Source organism: Kitasatospora indigofera (assembly GCF_014655955.1).
GTDB lineage: Bacteria > Actinomycetota > Actinomycetes > Streptomycetales > Streptomycetaceae > Kitasatospora > Kitasatospora indigofera.
Genome location: NZ_BNBO01000016.1, coordinates 1 through 20692, shown reverse-complemented (window position 1 = coordinate 20692; position 20692 = coordinate 1). Strand labels below are relative to the sequence as shown.

Here is a 20692-nt window from a genome sequence, read left to right as displayed (position 1 = left end):
CCGGACGTGGGCATTTCCGTTATCGGAGCCGGCCCCTCGGGTCTCCTGAACAGGGCGGCCCGCACAGCCGAAAGCACCACCGAAAGCACCACCGGAACCACCGGAACCACCGGCGTGACCCGCATGACCGGCACCACAGGAACACCAGGGCGGACAGAGTGAACACACGCACAGAGCACGAAGAACCGGCGAGGCCGGGGCCGTTGACGGCCTCCGGGCCCCGCACCGCCCTCCCCCGTGGCTGCGCGGCACCGGGCACCGCGTGGGAGGGCCGCCCGTGACTCCGGCCGGACACCGCCTCCTCCAGCTCTGCTCGCTCACCCTGGCGGCCGGCGCCGTCGGCCTGCTGGCGCTCGCGGCCCGCGGTTCGTCCCCGGGCCCGGAGCACGCCACGCACTCCGGCATGCCGGCCATGGCGGGCATGCCGGGGATGGACCACGGCACGACGGCCACCCCCGGCGCGGCTCCCTCGGGCGGGCCCGGCACGGCGGGCATGACCACCGACGACGGCCTGACCGCCGAACGGGACGGCTACCGCCTGGACTCCCCCGCCGGCGAACTCCCGGCCGGCCGGCCGGCGAGCTACCCGTTCACCATCACCGGGCCGGACGGCCGGGCAGTCACCGACTTCGCCGAGGTCCAGACCGAGAAGCTGCACTTCTACGCGATCCGGGCGGACCTCACCGGCTACCAGCACCTGCACCCGACGATGGCCGCCGACGGCACCTGGACCGCCGATCCGGCCGCCCTCGACCCGGGCGACTGGCGGCTGTACGCCTCCTTCACCCCGAACACCGGCCCCCGGAAGGGCAAGGAGTTCGTCCTCGGCCGCACCCTGACCGTGCCCGGCACGGCCGCCTCGGTACCGCTCCCCGCCGTCGGCGGCAGCGCCACCGTCGACGGCTGCACCGCCACCGTCCAGGGCGAACTGACCGCGGGCAAGGCCGGCCCGCTCACCGTCACCTTCAGCCGTGACGGCCGGCCGGTCACCGACCTGCAGCCGTACCTCGACAGCTACGCCCACCTCAGCGCCTTCCACGAGGGCGACCAGGCCCTCGCCCATCTCCACCCCATCACGCCCGTCACCGGGGACCACGGCGGTCCGGCCCTGACCTTCTACGCCCTGCTCGGGAAGCCCGGGAACTGGCGGGTCTTCCTGCAGTTCCGGACGGCCGGACAGCTGCACACCGCGGAGTTCACCCTGCACGTCGGCTGACGCGCCCCCGGGGCTCGGGACGCCCCCGGCGACCGCCGCCGCCCCGCCTCGCCACCGCTCCGCCGCCGGCCCGGATCGCCCGGAGGGCACGCCGGGGGTGCCCCGGATTAATCGGGTATGCCGAGATCCGGCACCCGCATATTCACCGCACCGGGCCCGCCGTAGGTTGATCCGACGCCGGCCGGCCGGACGACCGGCCCGCCCGTACAGCCCTGGCCCGCCGCGCGAGGCACCGTGGGGCTGCCGCCGGCACCCAGCACCCGCGCGACACAGGGAGATGGCGTCATGAACCCGTTCTACTTCCAGGTCAGCGTCCCGACCAGGAACACCGTCCGGCCCGAGCAGCGTGGCCTGCACGTCTTCACCGGCCCGGCCGAGACCGGGGCGGAAGCCGTCCGGATCGCCCGCCGGACCTGCGAGGCGGCGCTCGCCGCGCACGCGGCGGGGACCGCCGTCCCCCGTAGACAGCCGGACGGCTGGGGCGCCCGTGGCGTACGTCCCGGCTGGTCCTTCGACTGGGCGGACGCGACGGTGGTGTCCTGGGAGTGCGACAGCTTCCTCAGGTCGTACGACGTGCGGGACCACCTCCGGCCGGACGGGGCGGTCACCCGGTGACCGGGCCGGTGCACGGCCCGGGCGGACCGCCGGACCGACGACCGGACGGGCGACGGTAGGGGCAGCCGGACGGGCAGCCGGCCGCCCCCCCTCCGGGGAGGGGGCGGCCCCAGCGTCTCGTCACGTCGTGCGACCCGATGGCGGCTACGTGTAGCGGGCGAGGTCGTGACGGGAGAGCGCCCCGGTCTTGCGCATGGCGCGGGCCACGTGCTGTTCCACCGTCCGGGAGGAGAGGTGCAGGGTCGTCGCGATCTCCCGGTTCGTCAGCCCGCTCGCCGCGAGCTGCGCCACCTCGCCCTCCCGGGGCGAGAGCTCGTCCGCGTGCGAGGGGCGGCCGGGCGGGCGGCCCTTCCTGGCCGGCTGCTGCGTGCGCAGCAGCGCCCGGACCCGGGCGGCGTCCCAGACCGCGCCGAGGTCGCCGAACTCCCGCGTGCAGGAGTCCAGCGCGGCGACCACCCGCGCCGTGGCGTCGGCCGCCGGGCCGCCGGCCCCGTCCGCCGCGGGTGCGCCGGCCGGCTGATCGGACGAGGTGCCCGGAGTGGGCGCCGCCGCCCCTTCGGCGCCGTCCGGAGGGCCGGCCGGGACCGCCAACAGGCAGCGCGCCGCGCCCTCCGCGGTCAGCGCGCGGGCGTACGGCCGGCTCAGCGTCCGGTAGGCCGCAGCGGCCTCCTCGTACAGGTCCGCGGCCTCCTGCTGCCGGTCCTCCAGCTCCGCCAGGACGGCCCGGCTCCAGGTGAGCGAGGCCCGGGCGGCGGGCACGTCACGATCCTCGATGCCCTGGGCGAAGTCCCGGACCATGGCCCGGGCCGCGGGCAGGTCCCCCGCGCGGGCGGTCGCCTCCACGGCCCACGGAGCCAGTTCGGCGGCCCACACCCACACGCCCTTGCCGGCCACGTCCGCCCAGGCCCTGCGGGCCTGCTCGGCCGCGGCTGCCAGGTCCTGCCGTGCCAGAGCCAGTCGTACCAGGGCGCCCGACGCGGTCGCGGCCAGCGCCGTCGGCATGCTCCGGGGCTCGATCGCGCCCTGCCCGGACAGCCAGGAGAACGCCGCGCCCCAGTCGCCCTCGGCGAAGGCGAGCAGGCCCCGCACCACCCGGGCGTCGGAGGCGATGAAGGGCATGTCGGCGGTCGTGGTGACCAGGCGCTCGCAGCGCTCGGCCAGGCCGGCCCACCGGCCCGTCCACCACGCCAGCAACAGGCTCGTCCCCAGCGCGGTGTGCTCGCTGTACGGGGCGCCGCTCGTCGCGGACAGGTCGAGGCCCTCGGCCAGCAGGTCCCTCGCCCGCGCGTAGAAGCCCAGCCAGACCGCGGCGTCCGCCGCGTTGCACAGGCCGCGCGCGGCGTGCCGGCGGCAGACCGGGTCCGGGCTGCCGGTGGGCAGCGCCGCCACCAGCTCCCAGGCGTCCCGGTCGCCGCAGCTCATGGCCAGTGAGGCGCGGGCGACGGCGGCCGTGGCGAGCGCGGCCGCGTCCCCGCTGTCGGCGGTGGCCGCCACGGCCTTGCGCAGCCAGCCCCGGTGGACGTCGATCGCGGGGCCCGGCCAGTAGGGCATGGCCAGCGCGGACATCGCCCGGGCCGCGAGGTCGGGCCGGAGGTCACGGAGTTCGGCCGCGGCGGTCTCCAGCTCCTGCCATCCGGCGGCGACCCGGCCGACCTGGTTGCACAGCATCAGTCCCAGGTCGAGTCGCAGTTCGCCGCGGACGGTCGCGGGCAGGCTCGGGTCCCGCACGATCTGGGTCAGCACCTCGACGGTCTGGTCCGACCGCAGGGCGAGGACGGCGCTGCGGGCCAGCAGCGGTGCCAGCCGGGCCCGGGTCCGCGGCGGGACGAGGGCCGCGGCGAGGGCCTGCTCCAGCAGGCCGATCGCCTCCTGGTGGCGGCCCGCGTCCGCGGCGGCCAGGGCCGCCCGCTCCACCGCCCGCAGCCAGCCGCCGACCTGGCCGGCGGCCCGGCGGTGGCGGGCCACGGCGGCCCAGGGCACCGGCTGCCGGCCGGTCAGCACGTCCGCCGCCCGCCGGTGCAGCTCCTGGCGGAGCGGACCGGGGACGGCTCCGCGCACGGCGGGTGCGGCGAGCGGGACGGGAAACCCGTAGGAGCCCTCGTCCAGCTCCGCCAGCGCCGCCCCCGAGAGGGCCGCCAGCAGGGCGCTCCGGCCCGGCCCCGGTCCGAGCCCGGAGACGGCGACCAGTTCGTCCCGGCCGGCGGGCTCACCGAGGACGGCAGCCGCCCAGACGATCGGCCGCCGGGCCGCGGGCAGGGCGGACGTCCGGCCCAGGACCAGCTCGGCCAGGCGGACCGGCACGCCCGCCGAGTCCACGTCGCCGGCCGTGCACGCCTCCCCCGGGCGTTCGCGCAGCACGGCCAGCAGGTCGACGACCACCTGCGGCACGCCGCCGGAGCGCTCCAGCAGCCGGCCGGCCGCCTCGGGCGTGCAGCGCCCGCCCAGCGCCTCCTCCGCGGCCCGGCGGACCCGCTCCTCGTCCCAGGCGACCAGCCGGTGCCGCAGCACGGTCGACCCGGCCGGGTACCGCGCCGCCGGCGGGCCGAGAGGCAGCCCCGGGTGCGACAGTTCCTCGGGGCGGTAGCTGACCACGGCCGCCAGGCCGGGCCACGCCCCCTCCAGCAGCCGGCGCAGCCGCCCCCGCTCGTCCTCGTCGGCCCGGTGCAGGTCGTCCACCAGCAGCAGGACCGGCCCCTCCCACCGGCCCCCGCCGGGCGGGCCCTCCTCCGGCCGGGCACCGGGGGCGCCGCAGCGCCACTCCACGAGGGCCGCGTCCGCCGTCCCCGCCAGGGCGCCCAGTTCGCGCAGGAGGTGGCTCTTGCCCGCGCCGGCGGTGCCCTCCACCCAGACCAGCACCGGCCCGCCGGCACCGGCGGCCAGGGCACGCCGTAGCAGGGGCTGCCGGTCGAATCCGTGCGTCGTCGTCATGCCACCGCCCTCGCTCTCGGTCTCCGGTCCGCCGCGGACGCCGGCGGCGCGTGCGCGGACCCTCATGGAAAGGCAGCAGGGCCCCGCTGACAAGTGCGGTGCCGAACCGTCCGGTGCCGCTGCCGGCGCCCCGGGGGCCGGCCGGAGCCGGCCCAGGCCCGGCGGGACGGGTCGGGGCCGGCCCGTGCACCGCCTGCCCAGCCGTGGGCGGCGGGTACGGGGTGCCCGGGCATGCGGAGGAACCTCCGTCCCGCAGGTGCCGCTTGAGCAGCTGCGGGACGGCTGCCGGGAAGCAGTGCGCCCTGCCGGTCGGCCTGGTGGGCCGGAAGTCGGTGACGCAGCTCGGTCCGCATGCCCGTGCACGGGTGCCGGCCGACCGCGGCGGCGGCCAGGGATCCCCTGGTGGCTCCTGCACGTCCGGTCGGCCGACAGCCGGAATCTACGGTGCGGGCGCGCGCCTCGACCATCCGTAGGGGCGCGGACCCGGATACCTCATTAATGCGACCCACGGAGGCCCGCCGAGACCCGCCGAAGCCCGCCGAGGCCCGTCGAGGCCCGTCGACCGGCTCCGGAGGTTCAGGGGCGACGGGGACGGCCTGCTCGGGGCCCCGGACGACCGGCCCGGGACCGGACGTGGCCGCACCCCCCGCCGTCGGCCGGTTGCCGACGTCCGGCGCCCCGCGCCGCACTCCCCTGCCGCGCCCCCCGCCGCCTCCCCTGCCGCGTCCCGTGCGGATGACGCCCGGTCAGCGAGCCGCGCGGATACCGCGTGGCGGACCCGTACGGTGGCCGCCCCGGGCCCGGCCGTCGTCCCGCCACCGGTGCGCCGCAGGCCCGGCCGTCGTCCGGCAACCGGCCCGCCGCCGATTCTGCGTATCCGTAAATCCGGCATCCGGATGGAACCCGCCGCAGAGCCGGACCTATGGTTCCGGCCAAGCGGGACACCGGACTTGGCATTCACTGCCGCGACTTCCCCGGTCCGACCGCGACTCCCCCACCCCCACGGCCGGCCTTCGCCTGCCCCCGGCCGGCGCATCACCCCAAGGAGAGCCATGTCCAAGTCCGACATACCGTTCAGACGGACCCTCGTGCAGGCAGCGGTGTCGCTGCTGGCGATGTGTGCCGCCACCGCCGTCCTGGCCGTCCCGGCCTCGGCCGCCACCGGCACCACCACCGTTGCGGGCACCTCCGGTCCGGCCGGGCCCGCCGGCGCCCAGGCCCCGAGGGGCTCCGCGCCGCACCCGGGGGCACCCGGTGCGGCGCTGCTGCCCGCCCGCGCCGGCGTGGCCGGCCCGGTCGCGACGCAGGCGGCCGACGCCACCCTCCCGGTCAACCACACCTGCAGCACCACGCTGCGCATCCGGGCCCAGCGGATGACCGCCCAGGATCTCAAGAACACCTGCGACAGCCTCGCCGGCCAGGACACGTACTTCCACAACGTGGTCAAGGACAGCGGACAGCCGGTCCGCGACGACCGGAACACCTCCCTGGAGGTGGTGGTGTTCGACTCCCGCGCGGAATACGTGCGGCTGGCCGGAAGCCTCTACGGGGTCAGCACCAACAACGGCGGGGTGTACCTGGAGGGCAACCCGGCCGCGGCGGGGAACCAGGCCCGCTTCGTCGCCTACCGCGACGAGACCGCACAGACCTTCGCGGTGGTGAACCTCAACCACGAGTACACGCACTACCTCGACGGCCGGTACGACATGTACGGCGACTGGAACGCCAACGTCTCCACGCCCACCCTGTGGTGGATCGAGGGCCTGGCCGAGTACGTCTCCTACGGCTACCGGGGCGTGTTCAACTCCTGGGCCGCGGGCGAGGCGTCCAGGCAGACCTACGCGCTGAGCACCCTGTTCGACACCACGCAGCAGAACGACCAGAACCGGATCTACGCCTGGGGCTACCTCGCCGTCTACTACCTGGTGGAGAACCACCCCGCCGACGTGGCGAAGATCCTCGGCCTCTACCGCGCCGGCTCCTGGCAGACGGCGCGCAGCTACGTCAAGCAGACCATCGGGACCCGCTACGACGCCGACTTCCGGCGCTGGCTGCTGACCTGATCCCACGGGTCACCCGGCCCGGCACCCCTGGTGCCGGGCCGGGCCCGGTCGTGGTGGGCCGGCCGGCCGCGGTTCACCCGGGCGGGTGAACCGCGGCATCATGACGGCTCCCGACCGCTCAGGCCTGGGCGCTCAGGCCGGTGTCCGGGCCGACGGCGCCGATGCGGCGGCCGGTGACCTGCTCGGGGGTGATCCGGACCCACAGGGGGCGTTCGCCGCCGGCCCAGGGCAGGGTGCCGTACGCGGATTCGAGCTGCTGCAGCCGCTCGACCTCGGCCGGGTCGTGGACGTGGTCGGCGGTGCCGGTGACCAGGACGCTCCAGCCACGGGTGAGGCGGTCGTCCACGCGGTCGACCTGGAAGGACACGGCTGCGCCGGGCTCGGGGGCGGCGGCGCCGTGCGGGGCGGTGCGGTAGGCCAGGGTCCCGGCGTCGGCGAGGTAGTTGACGGGGACGACCAAGGGGCCCGTCCGGGCCGGCAGGGCGATCCGGCCGACGCCCCGCGCGCCGATCCGGTCCCAGCACTCCTCGTCGCTGAGGTGCACGAGGACGGGATGGGTGGGTGCCCCGCCCTGGCCGGGCGGCCGGTCGCTGCGGCCTTCGAGCAGTTCGGGGTAGCTGAGCCCGAGCGCCGCGGCGATCCGCAGGAACCCGGCCCGGTCGAAGTCCGGCCCCGCCTGGACGAGGTGCCGCAGGTAGGACGGGGCCATGCCGGCCCGGGTGGCGAGGTCGTCCTCGGTGAGGTCGAGCCGGCCCCGGCGCTCGGCGATCCGCCGGGCGATGTGGGCCGGGTCGGGCCCGGACGGGGGCGGCGCGCTGCCATCGGTTCGGCTGTTCACGGGGGTTCCTCCTCGGCCGGGGTTCCGCACTGCTCAGGTCTCGGCGTCGGGGACGTCGCCCCGGTTCGACGGTCGGCTCAGGACCGATCCGGACCGATCCGGACCGATCCGCGGTGGGCCGCGGTGGGCCGCGGTGGGCCGGCGGCGGCCCGCCACGCTCACTCCCGCCGGCGTCCGCCCCGGTGACGGGCCGGCGGGCCGGCGGGCCGGCTCCACCGTCCGACTCCAGGATCCGTCCGGAGGCCGCCGGCCGCCACGGCACCCCGGGGCCGGGAGCCCCCCACCCCGTCGGGCGGACCACGCGCTGCTGGGGCGCCTGCCGCGGCTTAGCCTGGGTCCAAGGCCGCGACCGGGGCGGCCGGTCCCACCGCACCGTCCCCGGGATCCGGAGGAGCCGCGATGAATGACCCCGTGGTCGTAGGGGTGGACGCGTCGGAATCGAGCGGGCACGCGCTCGACTGGGCCGCCGACGAGGCCTGGCTGCGGTCCCGGCCCCTGCACGTGCTGCACGCCTGGTTCGGCGAGACCTCGCGGGTGCCGGCCGGGCAGGAGTTGCGGGTCGCCCAGCAGGACGGCGAACGGGTGCTCGTCGCGGCGCGCGAGCAGGCCCTGAAGCGCCGCCCCGGCCTGAGCGTGACGACCGAGCTGGTCGACGACCACGCCCGCGAGGCCCTCGCGTCGGTGTCGGAGCGGGCGGCGCTCCTGGCGGTCGGCGCACGCGGGTCCGGAGGCTTCGCACGGCTCCTGCTGGGGTCCACCACGCTGCACGCCACCGCCTACGCGACCTGCCCGGTCGTGGTGGTCCACCCGCCGGCGCACGGTCCCGGCAAGGGCGGGGTGGTGGTGGGGATCCAGGGCAACGGCCACGACGACCCGGCGCTGACCTTCGCCTTCGAGTCGGCCCAACGGCGCAACCTGCCGCTGCTCGCCCTGCACACCTGGACCTACCCGCTGATCAGCGGCCCCGGCCACGAACTGCCCCTGGTGTACGAGGAGGGGCACATCGCGGCGGACCACGACCGGCTGCTGGCCGAGGTGCTGGCCGACTGGCGCGAGCGCTTCCCCGACACCCGGGTCAGCACCACCTCGCTGCGGGCCACCCCGGCCAAGGAGCTGGTGTCGGCCTCCCGGGAGCACCAGCTGGTCGTGGTGGGGCGCCGGGGCGAGCCGCGAGGACCGCTGGGCCGTCTGGGGTCCACCAGCCAGGCCGTGGTCCAGCACGCCGAGTGCCCGGTGGCCGTGGTGCCGGCCGACTGAACCGGCGAGGCCCCGCCTCCGGCAGGGTCTTCGCGCCGGGCGGGTGCGGGCAATCCCTCGACCGCCCGGTCACGGGCGGTCCGGTGCTCAGCGGGGCAGGCCGGCCAGCAGCTTCTCGGTCTCCTGGTGCAGGCGGGCGGCGTCCCGGGGGTCGAACCCCGGACCCCGGGTGCTGACCTGGCGGCCCTCCAGGACGGCGGTGAGCCGGGCGGGCGGGGCGTCCAGGAAGGGCAGGATCTGGGCGACGGCCAGCGAGACCGGCTTGCCCGACGTCCGCAGCCGGTCGACGTGCGCCGCCGTGGAGCTGTCGTACTCGCCGGCGAAGCTGGTGGAGACCACCCCGGGGTGGTTGAGCACGTAGCGGACCGGGGTGTCGCGGTGGACCCTGCCGAAGTGGACACCGAGGAGGTCGCAGAGCGCCCCGCTGTGGCCGAGGGCCCCGGTGCCGGGATAGTTCCGGCGCAGCTGGAGGTCGTTCCAGCGGACCGGCCCGGTGAGGCCCGCCCCGCCGAAGTTGAGCACCGTCCCCCGCTCGGCGCGGCCGAGGAGCTCCACCAGCCCGTGGCTGAGCAGGAACCGGCTGAGGTAGAACAGCGCGAAGTTGCTCTCGAACCCGTCCGGGGTCTCCACCCGTGTCGAGCGGTGGTAGCGCGCGCCCAGGACGAGGACGTCGACCGCCCGGCAGGTCTCGGTGATCAGGTCGATCACGCGGCGGTTCTCCGCCACCCGGCTCAGGTCGGCCCGGACGAACCGGGCCCGGTCCCCCGCGCCGCTCCGGGCGGCGGCGTCCACGAAGGCCCGGCCCTTCTCGGCGCTGGTACCGAGGACCAGCACCTCGTGGCCGCGCGCCAGGTAGGTGTCGGCGAGGGCGCGGCCGATGCCGTCGGTCCCGCCCGTGATGACTGCTGTGGCCATGGTTCCCTCTCGGCCGGCCGGCGGCCGGGGGCTCGTGCCGACGGGTGCGGCAGGAACCCCGTCGGCGGTGCGGACGCGGGCCGCCCGGTACGGGAGCCCAGGTATTTAGTTTTAGCAATCAAAGCAGATCCCAACGCGGCCGGCAGCAGCCACATCTGACGTGCCGGCAGCTGACCGGGGGCCCGGGGCGGACCGTCCGGCCACGGGCACGACGGAGCGGAGGCCCGGGCCCACCGGGGCCTTGTAGCCTGGACGGATGACCTCATCCAGGACGGCATCCGGTGGGACGCCGGTCGAACCCGCCGCCGCACCGGAACTGGCCCGCCTGGAGGTCGCGCTCTCGGCACTGGTGCGCTGGAGCGAGAGCAAGCACACCCGGGCCGAGGTGACCCGCCTCTCCGGCTGCGACGTACCGCCGAGCGCCCTGCGGCTGCTGGAACACTTCGACGTCGCCGGCGCGATGCGGGTGTCCGACATCGCGGACTGCCTGCGGGTCGACGTCTCGACCGTCTCGCTGCAACTGCGCCGGCTGAAGGCCGACCGGCTGGTCAGCCGCCAACCCGACCTGGCCGACGGCCGGTCCGGGACGATCGCGATCACCCCGGACGGCCGACGGGTCCTGGAGCGCGTCCGGGCCGCCCGCCGGGACCTGCTCGCCGAGGCCTTCGCCCAGGCCGCGCCGGGTGAACTCGGCCGGGCCGCCGATGTCCTGATCCGGCTGCAGGACCACATGCTCGCGGGGATCACGACGACCGGGCCCGGCGCCGCCGCCGGCCCGGGGCCCGCGCCCGACTGATCGCGACCGCTTCGGGCCCGGGAGCACCGTGTCCACGCCGGCGTTCAGGCACCGGCCTCAGGCCGGCCAGGGGCCCGGGTCTTCACCGACCCGTGCGGAGACGGCATCGCGCCGGGCCGTTCGAACAACGCGTTCGGCCGGGCCGCGGGACAGCCGTGGTCGGCCGACCGGCCGGCCACGGGCTGTCGCCGAAGACCGGTGTCAGGGCCGGCCGGTGACGTAGCCGCCGTCGGCCCGCAGCACGTGCCCGGTGGTGAAGGCCGCGCCCGCCAGGTAGAGCACCGCGTCCGTGACCTCGGAGACCTCGCCGACCCGGTCGAGCAGGGCGAGGCCGCCGTAGGCGTCCACGTCGGCGCCGCTGTGCAGCGGGGTCCGGACGATGCCCGGCGCCACCAGGTTGACCCGGATGCCGTCGGCCGCGAGTTCGGCGGCCAGGCTGACGGTCAGGGCGTGCACGCCGCCCTTGCTCACCACCGGCGCCGAGGCCGGGAAGCCGCCGATCGCGTGCTCCACCAGGACGGTGCCGATGTTGACGATGCTGCCGCCCCCGCCCTGGGCGCGCAGCCGGCGCACCACGGCCTGGGTGGTCAGGTAGGTGCCCCTGAGGTTGCCGTTCAGGAACCCGTCCAGCTCCTCCTCGGTGACGTCGGTGAACGGCTTCGCGGCGAAGGTGCCGGCGTTGTTGACCAGCACGTCGACCCGGCCGAACCGCTCGACCGCCGTACGGACCAGGGCCTCGCCGGTGGCCGCGGAGCCGATGCCGCCCGCCACCGGGGCGACCCGGTCCGGCTGGCCGAGGAGGGCGGCGGCCTTGGCGAGCCGCTCGGGGTCGCGGCCGTTGAGCACCACGTTGGCGCCCTGCTCCAGGAAGCCGCGGGCGATGTCCAGGCCGATGCCGCTGGACGAGCCGGTGACGACGACGGTGGGCGCGGCCTTCGCCGTGCGGGCGGCAGCGGTCGCGGCGGTGCTGCTGGTGGCGGGTACGGGCGTGGTCATGATGGAGCCTCCGTCGATGCTTACGTGGGGTGTTGGTGAAACCGTAGGCTCGCAGGATCCATAAGACCACGACGTAAATTGGAGTCTGAGATAACCTCACATTATGGATGTCGATCTGCGCGACCTCGAACTGCTCGACACGGTGGCCGACACCGGATCCCTCACCGCCGCCGCCGAACGCCTCTACGTCAGCCAGCCCGCCCTGAGCCAGCGGCTGACCAGGATGGAGGAGCGGCTCGGCGTCCAGCTCTTCGACCGGCAGGGACGCCGGCTGGTGCCGAACGCGGCCGGCCGGCGGATGCTGCTGGCGGCCCGTCAGGTCATCGCCGAGCTGGCCTCGGCCACCCGTGACGTGCGGGAGCTGCGGGACGGCCGGGACCGCCGGGTCCGGTTCGCCGTCCAGTGCAGCACCACCTTCCAGTGGCTGCCGCCCGTCATCCACGGCTTCCGCGACCGCTGCCCGGACGCCGAGGTGCGGATCGAGACGCTCCCCGGCGACACCCTGATCACCGCCCTGCTGGAGGACCGCCTCGACGTCGCCCTGATCACCAAGGCGGACCCCGAGATGGACCGGGTCGACCTGGTCCGGCTGTTCGAGGACGAGATGGTGGCCGTGGTGCCGGCCACCCACCCCTGGGCCGCCCTCCCCCACCTCACCGCACGGGACTTCGACGACTCCCGGCTGGTCCTCTACGACCTCTACGACCAGAGCCGGGTCCCCGCCACCCCGCTCCCCCTCCCGCACGGCGCCCGCCCGGGCCGGATCACCACCATGCCGGTCATCACCGACCTGGTGATCGAGATGGTGGCCGGCGGCCAGGGCGCCACCGTCCTGCCCGGCTGGGTCGCCGCCCCGTACGTCGCCTCGCACGGCCTGGCCCTGGTCCGGATCGGTGCCGAGCCGATGACCCGCACCTGGTACTGCGCCACCCGCCCGGGCCCCCGGCCGGCCCTCGTCCAAGCCCTGGTGGACGAACTCACCACCCGGCTGGGCGGGCGCCTGCCGGTCAGCCCCTGAACCCGCCCGCCCGTCAACTCCTGTACCGGGCCCGGGTGCCGGGGCGCGGCGCCCGACGGCCGCCCCGGTGCGGAGCGGCCGTCGGCGAGGTGCGGTGCGGTGTTCAGGAGTGGTTGCCGACCAGCTGGACCGGGCCGTTCAGGGAGTTCGGGGTGCAGCCGGGGCCGGTCAGGGTCAGGTGGTCGCGGGTGTTCACCACGCTCAGCGGGCCGTTGAGGACGGTGCCGCAGAACTGCACGGTGCCGGCGCCGACCGCCTGCACCGGGCCGGTGAGCTCCGAACCCCGGACCACCAGGCTCGCCCCGGCGCGGACCACGACCGGGCCGGTCTGCCGGGCGGCGGTGAGGCAGGTGGTGCCGGTGGCGACCACCAGCGGGCCGGTGTGGCTGCCGGTCACGGTGGTCGTGCAGGCCGGTCCCGCCGGGACCTCGGCGCGGAGGTCCAGGGCGTAGGCGATCTTGCCGGGCTTGGCGTCCGTGATCGGGGCGCTCAGCTTGCCGAACTCGCCGCCGGTGGGCTTCTTGCCGGCGTTCCACGGGGTCAGCCGGCCCAGCTGGTCCGCGGTACGGCCGTCCGCGATCACCGTGTCGCCGGGCACGGCGGACATCGCCTGCGAGGCCGTCCGGACCGCCGCCAGGTAGGAGGCGGAGTCGGCCGGGTCGTAGGAGCCGGGCAGGGCGATGCCCTGGCCGCGCAGCCAGTCGCCCCAGAGGAACTCCAGGTACTCGGCCGCGTCGTCCGGCACCGAGTAGCCGATGTCGCGGGTGAAGTAGACCAGGCTGCGGGACGGGTCGTCGTGGAAGTACGCCAGGCCCAGGCGCTGCGGCAGCTGGTCGACGGTGACCGGCTGGTCCTTCTCGTCCACCAGACGGACCCAGTTGCGGTCCCGCATGGCCTGCCAGAACGCGGCCGGCGACAGGTCGGCGAGGTTCGCCTGCACCTTCAGGCGGATGTGCAGGCGCGGGCCGCCGTCCGGGGCCTCCAGGAAGGAGGTGAGGGTGTGGTGGCCGTCCGTCAGGTAGAGCGCGCCGCCCGGACCGACCACGACGGTCTTCATCTCGGCGCGGGCGGCGTCGGTCTCCTCGCCCAGCGCGATGGTGCAGGTGAAGCTGGACGGGTCGGCGAGCCGGGCACCCGGCTGCACCGAGGCCGCGACGCCCTGGCCGTTGGTCTCGCACCAGTCGTCGAAGCGCTTGTTGATGTTCCCGTTGAGCTCGTCCTTGGGCGAGGTGTAGCGGCCGAGCTTGTAGTAGACCTCGTCGTAGCCGATCGAGGACTGGGTGGGACGCACCTGGTCCAGGGTCACGTCCAGCAGATCACCGGGCTGGGCCCGCAGGGCGGCCGCCGCGGCGGGCGCACCGGCCGCGGCGGCGGGGGTGGTGAGCCCGCTCAGGCCGCCCAGCGCGAGCGCGCCGGCCGCGGCGGCGGCGAGCACCCCGAGGCCCGGGCGGCGACGCTGCGGGAACGGTGCGGGGGCGGGGCCGGTGCTCATGGGCTCTCCTGCGGGTCTGCGGCTGACAGCGATCGGTGCTGGCGCACATCCAGCCAGTACCGACGGCTCAACCGGTGGCCGCAGGATGGTCAGGCGGTGGCGGGAGCGTGAACCCTGTCCGTCGGGGCGCCCCCGCCCCGGTCGGCACCGGCCGGCTCCCGCCCACCGGGGCCCGCCGCGGACCCGTTCAGCGCGGCCGGTCGCGGCCGGCGCCGGTCGCCCAGGTGACGCCGATCAGCACGCCGAGCGCCAGCAGTACCAGGCCGAGCCCGATCGAGGTCCAGCCGCCACTGGTGAGGCTGTCCAACTGCTCCTGGTAGGTGCTGTCCTGGGGCGTGGGCATGCCGTCGGTGACCGGACCGGTGGAGTGCGCCACGCAGGTGTCGCCCGGTGCCATCGGCCGGCCGTAGCAGGTGGGCACCTCGGTCTGCAGCTTGCCGACGCCGGTCAGGACCAGGCCCGCACCGGCGCCGAGCAGAAGCAGCAGGATCACCACCGCCATGACCGGTCCGCTCCTCCCCCACGCCGCCCGACGGCGCACCCCCGTACGCTCCGGCAGGGAACGTACCCGGGCCGGCCGGGCCGAACCCGGCCGCAACCGTGTCCTCGCCCACATCGCCCCGCCGGCCGCCCGGCGACCGGTGACCGGCGCTGTGCCGGACGCCGGCCCGGCAGCCGGTTGAGGACCGCGGTCCCGGCTCACGTCCAACGCGTTCCAACACCGGTGGCACGCCGGGCCGGCGGCACCGTGGGCGGCACCCGGAGGAAGCCTCCCTTCCCCGGTGTCAGTACCTCGCCCGCGATGAGGATGCGCGTCGTGCCGTCGAGGACGAGGAACGGCTCCGCCGCCTTCGCGTGGAAGTGCGCCGAGGCGCCCGGCGAACCCTTCTCGCAGGTGGCCCCGGCTCCCGGAGCCTTCGGGGTCGCACATCCACGGCGTCACCCGGATCGTGGCCGGCTCACCCCGGGTTCGACCGACGCCCACCCCGGCACGCCATTCGAACAGAAACCAACATCGAAATCCGGGAATCGATCGACGACGCCCTCTTGCCTGAGCGATAGCGGTGGGAATACCGTCTCATCCTGTCGGTATCCGACGCTTAATGTTGACTCTTGTGGGAGGACTGCGAATGCTTCCAGGGGGTGTCAGCCAAGGAGCCGCACCCGGGGGAACCCATGCCGGGAGCGTCCCGCCCGGCCGATCCCCGCTCAGCCCCCGGCCGCCGGCGCCCGTCGCCTTCGGCCTCACCGGCCTCACCGAGGAGCCCCGCACGCACTCCCCCGAGGTCCTCGTCCGTCACCACCGACGCACGGCGCACGCGCTCAACCGCCTCGTTCGCACCCGATGACGGGACGTCGGCGGCGTGCCCGGCCAGGTTGACCCTGACCACCGAGGGCCAGCCGCCGGCATTCCCACCCACCGTCGACGGCCACCGCGGAACCTCCGACCCACCTCGCCCCGCCGGCGCACGGCCTGCCGACGCGGCGGTCACCCACCGGGTGACCGGAGGGAGGCGGCGACGCAAGGCATCGGCAAGCGGGCGGAAAACAACAGATCCGATCACGGACAGGGCCCCCGCCCTGCCGGATCCGCACCCGAGCGGCCGCCAAGGCCCCGGGCTCCCGGTCGCGACGCACACCACGTCCACCCCCGGGCCCCCGGCCGCCCCCTGGCTCACCAGGCCGCTCAAGACCCCCACCTGAGGAGTCCTCATGCGCTTATTCCGGGCCGACAGATTCCGGGCGGCAGATTCCGCCCCCGCCCCTCACCCGCTGCCGGCCGGCCGGCCGGCGGCTGCCCGCAGGAGGGGGACCGCGGTCCTCACCTCCGGGGCCATGGTGCTGGCGGCGCTCAGCGCCGTCGGCACGCTCCAGGTCGTCCAGTCCCAGTCCGCCTCCGCGGCCGTGCCGGTCGGCTACGCCAAGACGCCGCCGATGGGGTTCAACGACTGGAACTCCTTCGGCTGCGACGTGGACGAGCAGCTCGTCAAGCAGACCGCCGACCTGTTCGTCGACAAGGGCCTCAAGGCCGCCGGCTACACCTACGTCAACATCGACGACTGCTGGATGACCAAGACCCGCGACGCCCAGGGCCACCTCGTGCCGGACCCGGTCAAGTTCCCCGACGGGATCAAGGGCACGGCCGACTACGTGCACGGCCTCGGTCTCAAACTGGGCATCTACGAGTCGGCGGGAACGGAGACCTGCCAGCACTTCCCGGGCAGCCTCGGCCACGAGCAGACCGACGCGAACGACTTCGCCGCCTGGGGCGTGGACTTCCTCAAGTACGACAACTGCGGTACCACCAAGGAGAACTCCAGCACCCAGGCGCAGCACATGGCCCGCTACCAGGCGATGGCCGACGCGCTCGGGAAGTCCGGCCGGAAGATCGTCTACTCGCTGTGCCAGTGGGGTGTGCAGAACCCTTGGACCTGGGGCAGCTCCATGGCCAGTCTGTGGCGCACCACCGGGGACATCTACGACGGCTGGGCCAGCGTGAAGAAGATCATCGCGGCCAACGCCTCACTCGCCCAGTACGCCCGGCCCGGCGCGTGGAACGACCCGGACATGCTGGAGGTCGGGAACGGCGGCATGACCGACACCGAGTACCGGACCCACTTCGCGATGTGGGCGGTGATGGCCGCGCCCCTGCTGATCGGCACCGACCTGCGCACCGCGACCCCCGAGACGATGGCGATCCTCACCAACGCCGATCTCATCGCCGTCGACCAGGACAGCCTCGGTGTCCAGGGACAGATCGTCGCCTCCGCCAACGGCACCATGGTCCTCAGCAAGCCGCTGGCGAACGGCGACCGCGCGGTGGCCCTCTACAACCCCACCGACGCACCGGCCGGCATCAGCATCCGGAGCGGCCAGCTCGGGCTGCCGGCCTCGGCGGCCTATCGGGTCAAGGACCTGTGGTCGAAGGGCACCTTCGAGACCGCCGGCACCATCAGCGCCGACGTGCCGGCGCACGGCACCGCCGTCTACCGGGTCAAGGCGATCGGGGACTTCTCCACCGTCCAGCCGCTCGTCCTGGTGTCGGCGCAGGCGCCCGCGAACCCCGTCGGGACCGACCTCGCTGTCGCCCCGGGCCGGTCGGCGACCTTCACCAGCACGGTCACCAACTACGGGAAGGCGACCCTGTCGGACGTACGCGTCACCGGCGCCCCGTCCGGCGGCTGGAGCGTCAGCTCGTCGAACGCGTGGTCCAGGGCCACCCTGGCCAGCGAGAAGACACTGACCACGACCTGGAACGTGACCGCGCCCGCCGGGGCGGCCCCGGGGAGCTACCTGATCCCACTCGTCGTCACCTACGCCTGGGGCGACGGGCACACGGTGACCGTGGCCCGGCGTGAAATCGGCGTCCAGGTGCTCCCCGCCCCGCCCACCGGCACGGTCGGGCTGTCGGCGGTGACCTGGGTGTCGGCCACCAACGGCTGGGGCCCGGTGGAGAAGGACCGGAGCAACGGCGGGAAGGGCGCCGGTGACGGAAAGCCGCTCAGCATCCGTGGCACCACCTATCCGAAGGGGCTCGGGACCAACGCCACCAGCGACATCCTGTACTACCTCGGCGGCGCCTGTTCCTCCTTCACCAGCACCGTCGGTGTCGACGACGAGATGGCCGGCCACCCGGGCGACGTCATCTTCCAGGTCTTCGGGGACGACACGAAGGTCGCCGACAGCGGCGCGGTGACCGGCGCCTCGGCACCCGTCGCGGTGACCGCGAACCTGACCGGCCTGACCTGGCTCCGGCTGCACGTCGACCCGCACGGGTCCGCCCTCTACGACCACGCCGACTGGGCGGCCCCGGCTCTGACCTGCCGCTGAGCGGGCACGGCCGGCCCGGGTGCGCGCATCCGGGCCGGCCGGCCGGAGGTGACCGAGCAGGACCTGCGTCGGCCCCGGCCTCGGCCGGGGCCGGCGTGGCGCGAGGACCTGGCCGGCGTGGCGCGAGGACGTGGCCCTGGGGCGGTCCACCACTTCGCCACCGACCACCGGCCGGACAGCCACGCCCGGTCGGTGCTCACCGGCAACGTTCGGTGGGCCGATCGTGCCGCGCGGCCCGTCGGACGGCACGATCCGGCGCAGCAACCGCCCGGGTGGTCCGGGCCGTCCTGTTTCCAGGGAATCGCCGCTTCCGACGCCCGCCGGAATTCCGGCTCGGCGCACTCCGTAGACCTGTCGAATTCCCGGCCGGTGATCCGCCGGGGCATTTCGCGGGGTGAGGGCATTCCGGTCGCCCGTCGGCGCGGCCCGGCCCCGGGCCGGCCGGCGCCGGTCCCCCGGACTGCGGGGCCGGTGGGCCCGACCGGCTGGAGGCCGGGCCGGAGCGGGCCGCCGCGAGTACCATCGACCCATGTCAGACTGGCCTTCGGGCCGGAGGGGGGCGCCGGCGGTCCGCCTCCGCCCCCGCGGGTGCGGCGAAGCGGCCGCCCCGTCCTCGCGGGGCTGTCCGTCGTACGAGGCGACTACCTACCCATCCCCGTACCCGGCGCGCGGCACTACCCAGGCATCCCCTATTAATGGCCCGGGAATTACCCAGGGGTCGCCTGCCATCGGCTCCATTCGTTATCAGGACAAGCCTCTTTTCGGTGGCTTTTGACCCGTCCTGTGCCGTTTTCTGGAATCAGAGGCAATTGCACTGCCGACGGAATGCGGACCAGCGGCCTCGATGACACCCAGCAGGAGGCGATCATGGGACCGAGCCCCGGGACAACCACCACCGTCGACGACCCGCGAACGGGGCGCGGCCGAGCCGCGGCGGGCGCGCTGCCCGTGGTCCGGGCCATTGCGCACCACCCCGGCTCGGTGCGCGCGGCCCGCCGGATCGCCCGTACCGCCCTGCGGGAGTGGGGCGTGGACGAGGACACCACGGAGCTGGCTCTGCTGGTCGTCTCCGAACTCGTCACCAACGCCGTCGAACACGCGCTGCCGCCGGTCGCCCTGCACGTGGAGCGCCCTTCCGGGCGCACCGTGCACATCGAGGTCGACGACGGCGGGCCGGCCTCCGTGCAGGGGGCGTGGTGCGCGGGCCGAGCGCCGGAGGAGGGCGGACGGGGCGGCGGCATCATCGACGTCCTCGCCTTCGCGCACGGCAGCCGCCCGCTCCCCTCCGGCGCCAGCCACTGGGCGGACCTGAACACCTTCTGACGGCCCGGCCGACCCCCGGCCCGAACCCCTGTCCGAACGACGCCGGCCGCCCCGGCCGGTCCGTACGACCACCCAGGGACGATTCTCATGACCACACCCGACCTGCCCCTGCGTCTCCTCCCGGCTGCCTACCTGCGGTACTACCCGCACAACCGCTCGGCGGTGGACTGCCACCGCGAGGCCCTGGAGCGCTTCGCCGGCCGCCTGGGGCTGCCCTCCCCCGCGGTCTACCTCGACAACGGCCGCCGCTCCACCGGCCCCCGGCCCGGTTTCGAACAACTGGCCCGGGCCGTGCTGGACGGCGTCCACCGGGTGCTCATCGTGCCCGGGCCGTGGGTCTTCTCCGTCGACGACGCGAAGGCGCGGCTCGCGGTGCGCCTGCTCACCGCTGCCGGTTGCCGGCGCATCCTGACGCTGCCCCCGCCCGGCGGGGGAGGATCCGCGCCGCCGGACGCCGACCGGCGGACCGAGCCGGGAAGGACGAGGACGTGATCCGGGCCGGCCTGTCGTCCCGGGCCGCCCCCGGGAGCCCCCGGTCCGGGCCCGTCGCCCGCCCCGGCGGGGTCCCGCACGAGGAGGACCGGACGGCGGGCCGCACGCGGGACACCGGCGCCACCGCGATGTACCTGCGCTGCTACCCGTACGACACCTGGCGCATGGCCTGCCACCACGAGGCTCTGCTCGGCCAGGCCGTCCGGCTCGGGCTCGCCCGGCCCCACCTCTACCTGGACAACGGGTTCCGCTCGCACGCGCCGTTGCCGGCACTGGAACACCTGTTGCGCCTGACCGCCGACGGCGGTTACCGCACGGTGCTGGTCCCGGGGCCGTTCGTCTTCTCCCTGGACGACAGCGAGGCGCGCGGCCTCGTCCGGCGGTTCACCGCCGCGGGATGCGAGGTGCTGGAACTCCTCTCCGCGCGCGGAGTGTCGTGACGGAACCCCCGGCGACCGGCAGGTCCGGTACCGGCGACCTGCCGGCCCGGCCCGCCGCGTCGTCCGGGGCGGCGCCCGACGACCTCGGGGCGGCCGGTGTCCTCCGGACGTCCCGCCGGGTCGGACCGCGGACGGGCCGGGCACGTCCGGCGCGGGGCGACGGCGACATTCCAAGGTGGCCGTGGCCCGCTCCCGCGGAGCACCCGCCCGGTGACGCCGTCGAGCGGCCGAAGGCCTCCGAAAGGCTTGTCGACTCCCGCGACGGACAGGCCGGCTCGGGGATCGGGTGCGGTCAGGGGGTCTCCCCGGAGGCGGCGGCACGGCGGCACGGCGACGCGGGGAGGGCATGGGCGGACCGGTGGGCCGGTGCGGTGTGTCCGGGAGGTTCTCACCGCACCGGCCCGGTTCGGGGCGGTGTCAGCTGCAGGTGACTCCGGCGCTCTTCCAGCTGGAGGCGTCGACCATGGTGGTG

General features: G+C 75.3%; 16 protein-coding genes. 10 read left to right on the top strand and 6 right to left on the bottom strand.

What is annotated here, in order from left to right; genetic code table 11:
- Positions 1-277: 277 nt before the first annotated feature.
- Together IE329_RS16300 and IE329_RS16295 are read left to right on the top strand one after the other, a co-directional pair.
- A complete protein-coding gene (locus tag IE329_RS16300) occupies positions 278-1216 on the top strand; it encodes a hypothetical protein (protein WP_190211602.1) in 939 nt (312 codons plus the stop codon).
- Between the two features lie 285 nt (positions 1217-1501).
- Positions 1502-1831 carry a hypothetical protein gene (locus IE329_RS16295; protein WP_190211601.1) on the top strand — a complete coding sequence of 110 codons (330 nt, stop codon included), beginning with the start codon at positions 1502-1504 and terminating at the stop codon, positions 1829-1831.
- Positions 1832-1975: 144 nt separating this feature from the next.
- On the opposite strand, the gene IE329_RS16290 is transcribed toward IE329_RS16295, so the two are convergent.
- The gene (locus tag IE329_RS16290) at positions 1976-4759 is read right to left on the bottom strand and encodes a helix-turn-helix transcriptional regulator (protein ID WP_190211600.1); all 2784 of its coding nucleotides are present in this window, start codon (positions 4757-4759) and stop codon (positions 1976-1978) included.
- Between the two features lie 1052 nt (positions 4760-5811).
- On the opposite strand from IE329_RS16290, the gene IE329_RS40635 reads away from it, so the two are divergent.
- Positions 5812-6822 (top strand): collagenase, encoded by a 1011-nt coding sequence (locus IE329_RS40635; protein ID WP_308438375.1) that lies wholly within the window; start codon positions 5812-5814, stop codon positions 6820-6822.
- 118 nt (positions 6823-6940) lie between these two features.
- On the opposite strand, the gene IE329_RS16280 is transcribed toward IE329_RS40635, so the two are convergent.
- Complete coding sequence (locus IE329_RS16280) at positions 6941-7660, bottom strand: helix-turn-helix domain-containing protein (protein WP_229927488.1); 720 nt, start codon at positions 7658-7660, stop codon at positions 6941-6943.
- Between the two features lie 399 nt (positions 7661-8059).
- Here IE329_RS16280 and IE329_RS16275 point away from each other — a divergent pair, with 399 nt between their 5' ends.
- Positions 8060-8917, top strand: a complete 858-nt coding sequence (locus IE329_RS16275; RefSeq protein WP_190211598.1) for a universal stress protein — start codon at positions 8060-8062, stop codon at positions 8915-8917.
- An 87-nt stretch (positions 8918-9004) separates the two neighbouring features.
- Here IE329_RS16275 and IE329_RS41520 read toward each other — a convergent pair whose 3' ends face one another.
- Entirely contained in the window at positions 9005-9832 is an 828-nt protein-coding gene (locus tag IE329_RS41520) for an SDR family NAD(P)-dependent oxidoreductase (RefSeq protein ID WP_190211597.1), read from the bottom strand.
- Positions 9833-10088: 256 nt separating this feature from the next.
- Between IE329_RS41520 and IE329_RS16265 the strand changes: the two genes are divergently transcribed.
- Positions 10089-10628 carry a MarR family winged helix-turn-helix transcriptional regulator gene (locus IE329_RS16265; RefSeq protein WP_190211596.1) on the top strand — a complete coding sequence of 180 codons (540 nt, stop codon included), beginning with the start codon at positions 10089-10091 and terminating at the stop codon, positions 10626-10628.
- 201 nt (positions 10629-10829) lie between these two features.
- On the opposite strand, the gene IE329_RS16260 is transcribed toward IE329_RS16265, so the two are convergent.
- Positions 10830-11624, bottom strand: coding sequence for an SDR family NAD(P)-dependent oxidoreductase (locus IE329_RS16260; protein WP_190211595.1), 795 nt, complete (start codon positions 11622-11624; stop codon positions 10830-10832).
- A 103-nt stretch (positions 11625-11727) separates the two neighbouring features.
- On the opposite strand from IE329_RS16260, the gene IE329_RS16255 reads away from it, so the two are divergent.
- On the top strand, positions 11728-12642 hold the full coding sequence (locus IE329_RS16255) for a LysR family transcriptional regulator (protein ID WP_190211594.1): 915 nt from the start codon (positions 11728-11730) through the stop codon (positions 12640-12642).
- A gap of 103 nt (positions 12643-12745) precedes the next feature.
- Here IE329_RS16255 and IE329_RS16250 read toward each other — a convergent pair whose 3' ends face one another.
- Together IE329_RS16250 and IE329_RS16245 are read right to left on the bottom strand one after the other, a co-directional pair.
- Entirely contained in the window at positions 12746-14134 is a 1389-nt protein-coding gene (locus IE329_RS16250) for a ParB/Srx family N-terminal domain-containing protein (RefSeq protein WP_190211593.1), read from the bottom strand.
- A gap of 187 nt (positions 14135-14321) precedes the next feature.
- Positions 14322-14636: a hypothetical protein gene (locus tag IE329_RS16245; RefSeq protein WP_190211592.1), complete on the bottom strand. Its 315-nt coding sequence runs from the start codon at positions 14634-14636 to the stop codon at positions 14322-14324.
- Between the two features lie 1334 nt (positions 14637-15970).
- On the opposite strand from IE329_RS16245, the gene IE329_RS16240 reads away from it, so the two are divergent.
- From IE329_RS16240 to IE329_RS16225, 4 genes are all read left to right on the top strand, one after another.
- Complete coding sequence (locus tag IE329_RS16240) at positions 15971-17965, top strand: NPCBM/NEW2 domain-containing protein (protein WP_229927487.1); 1995 nt, start codon at positions 15971-15973, stop codon at positions 17963-17965.
- Positions 17966-18832: 867 nt separating this feature from the next.
- Positions 18833-19288: an ATP-binding protein gene (locus IE329_RS16235; protein ID WP_190211590.1), complete on the top strand. Its 456-nt coding sequence runs from the start codon at positions 18833-18835 to the stop codon at positions 19286-19288.
- Positions 19289-19375: 87 nt separating this feature from the next.
- Positions 19376-19780, top strand: coding sequence for a recombinase family protein (locus IE329_RS16230; protein WP_190211589.1), 405 nt, complete (start codon positions 19376-19378; stop codon positions 19778-19780).
- The gene (locus IE329_RS16225) at positions 19777-20220 is read left to right on the top strand and encodes a hypothetical protein (protein WP_190211588.1); all 444 of its coding nucleotides are present in this window, start codon (positions 19777-19779) and stop codon (positions 20218-20220) included. Before IE329_RS16230 ends, IE329_RS16225 begins: the two co-directional genes overlap by 4 nt.
- Positions 20221-20692: the final 472 nt, after the last annotated feature.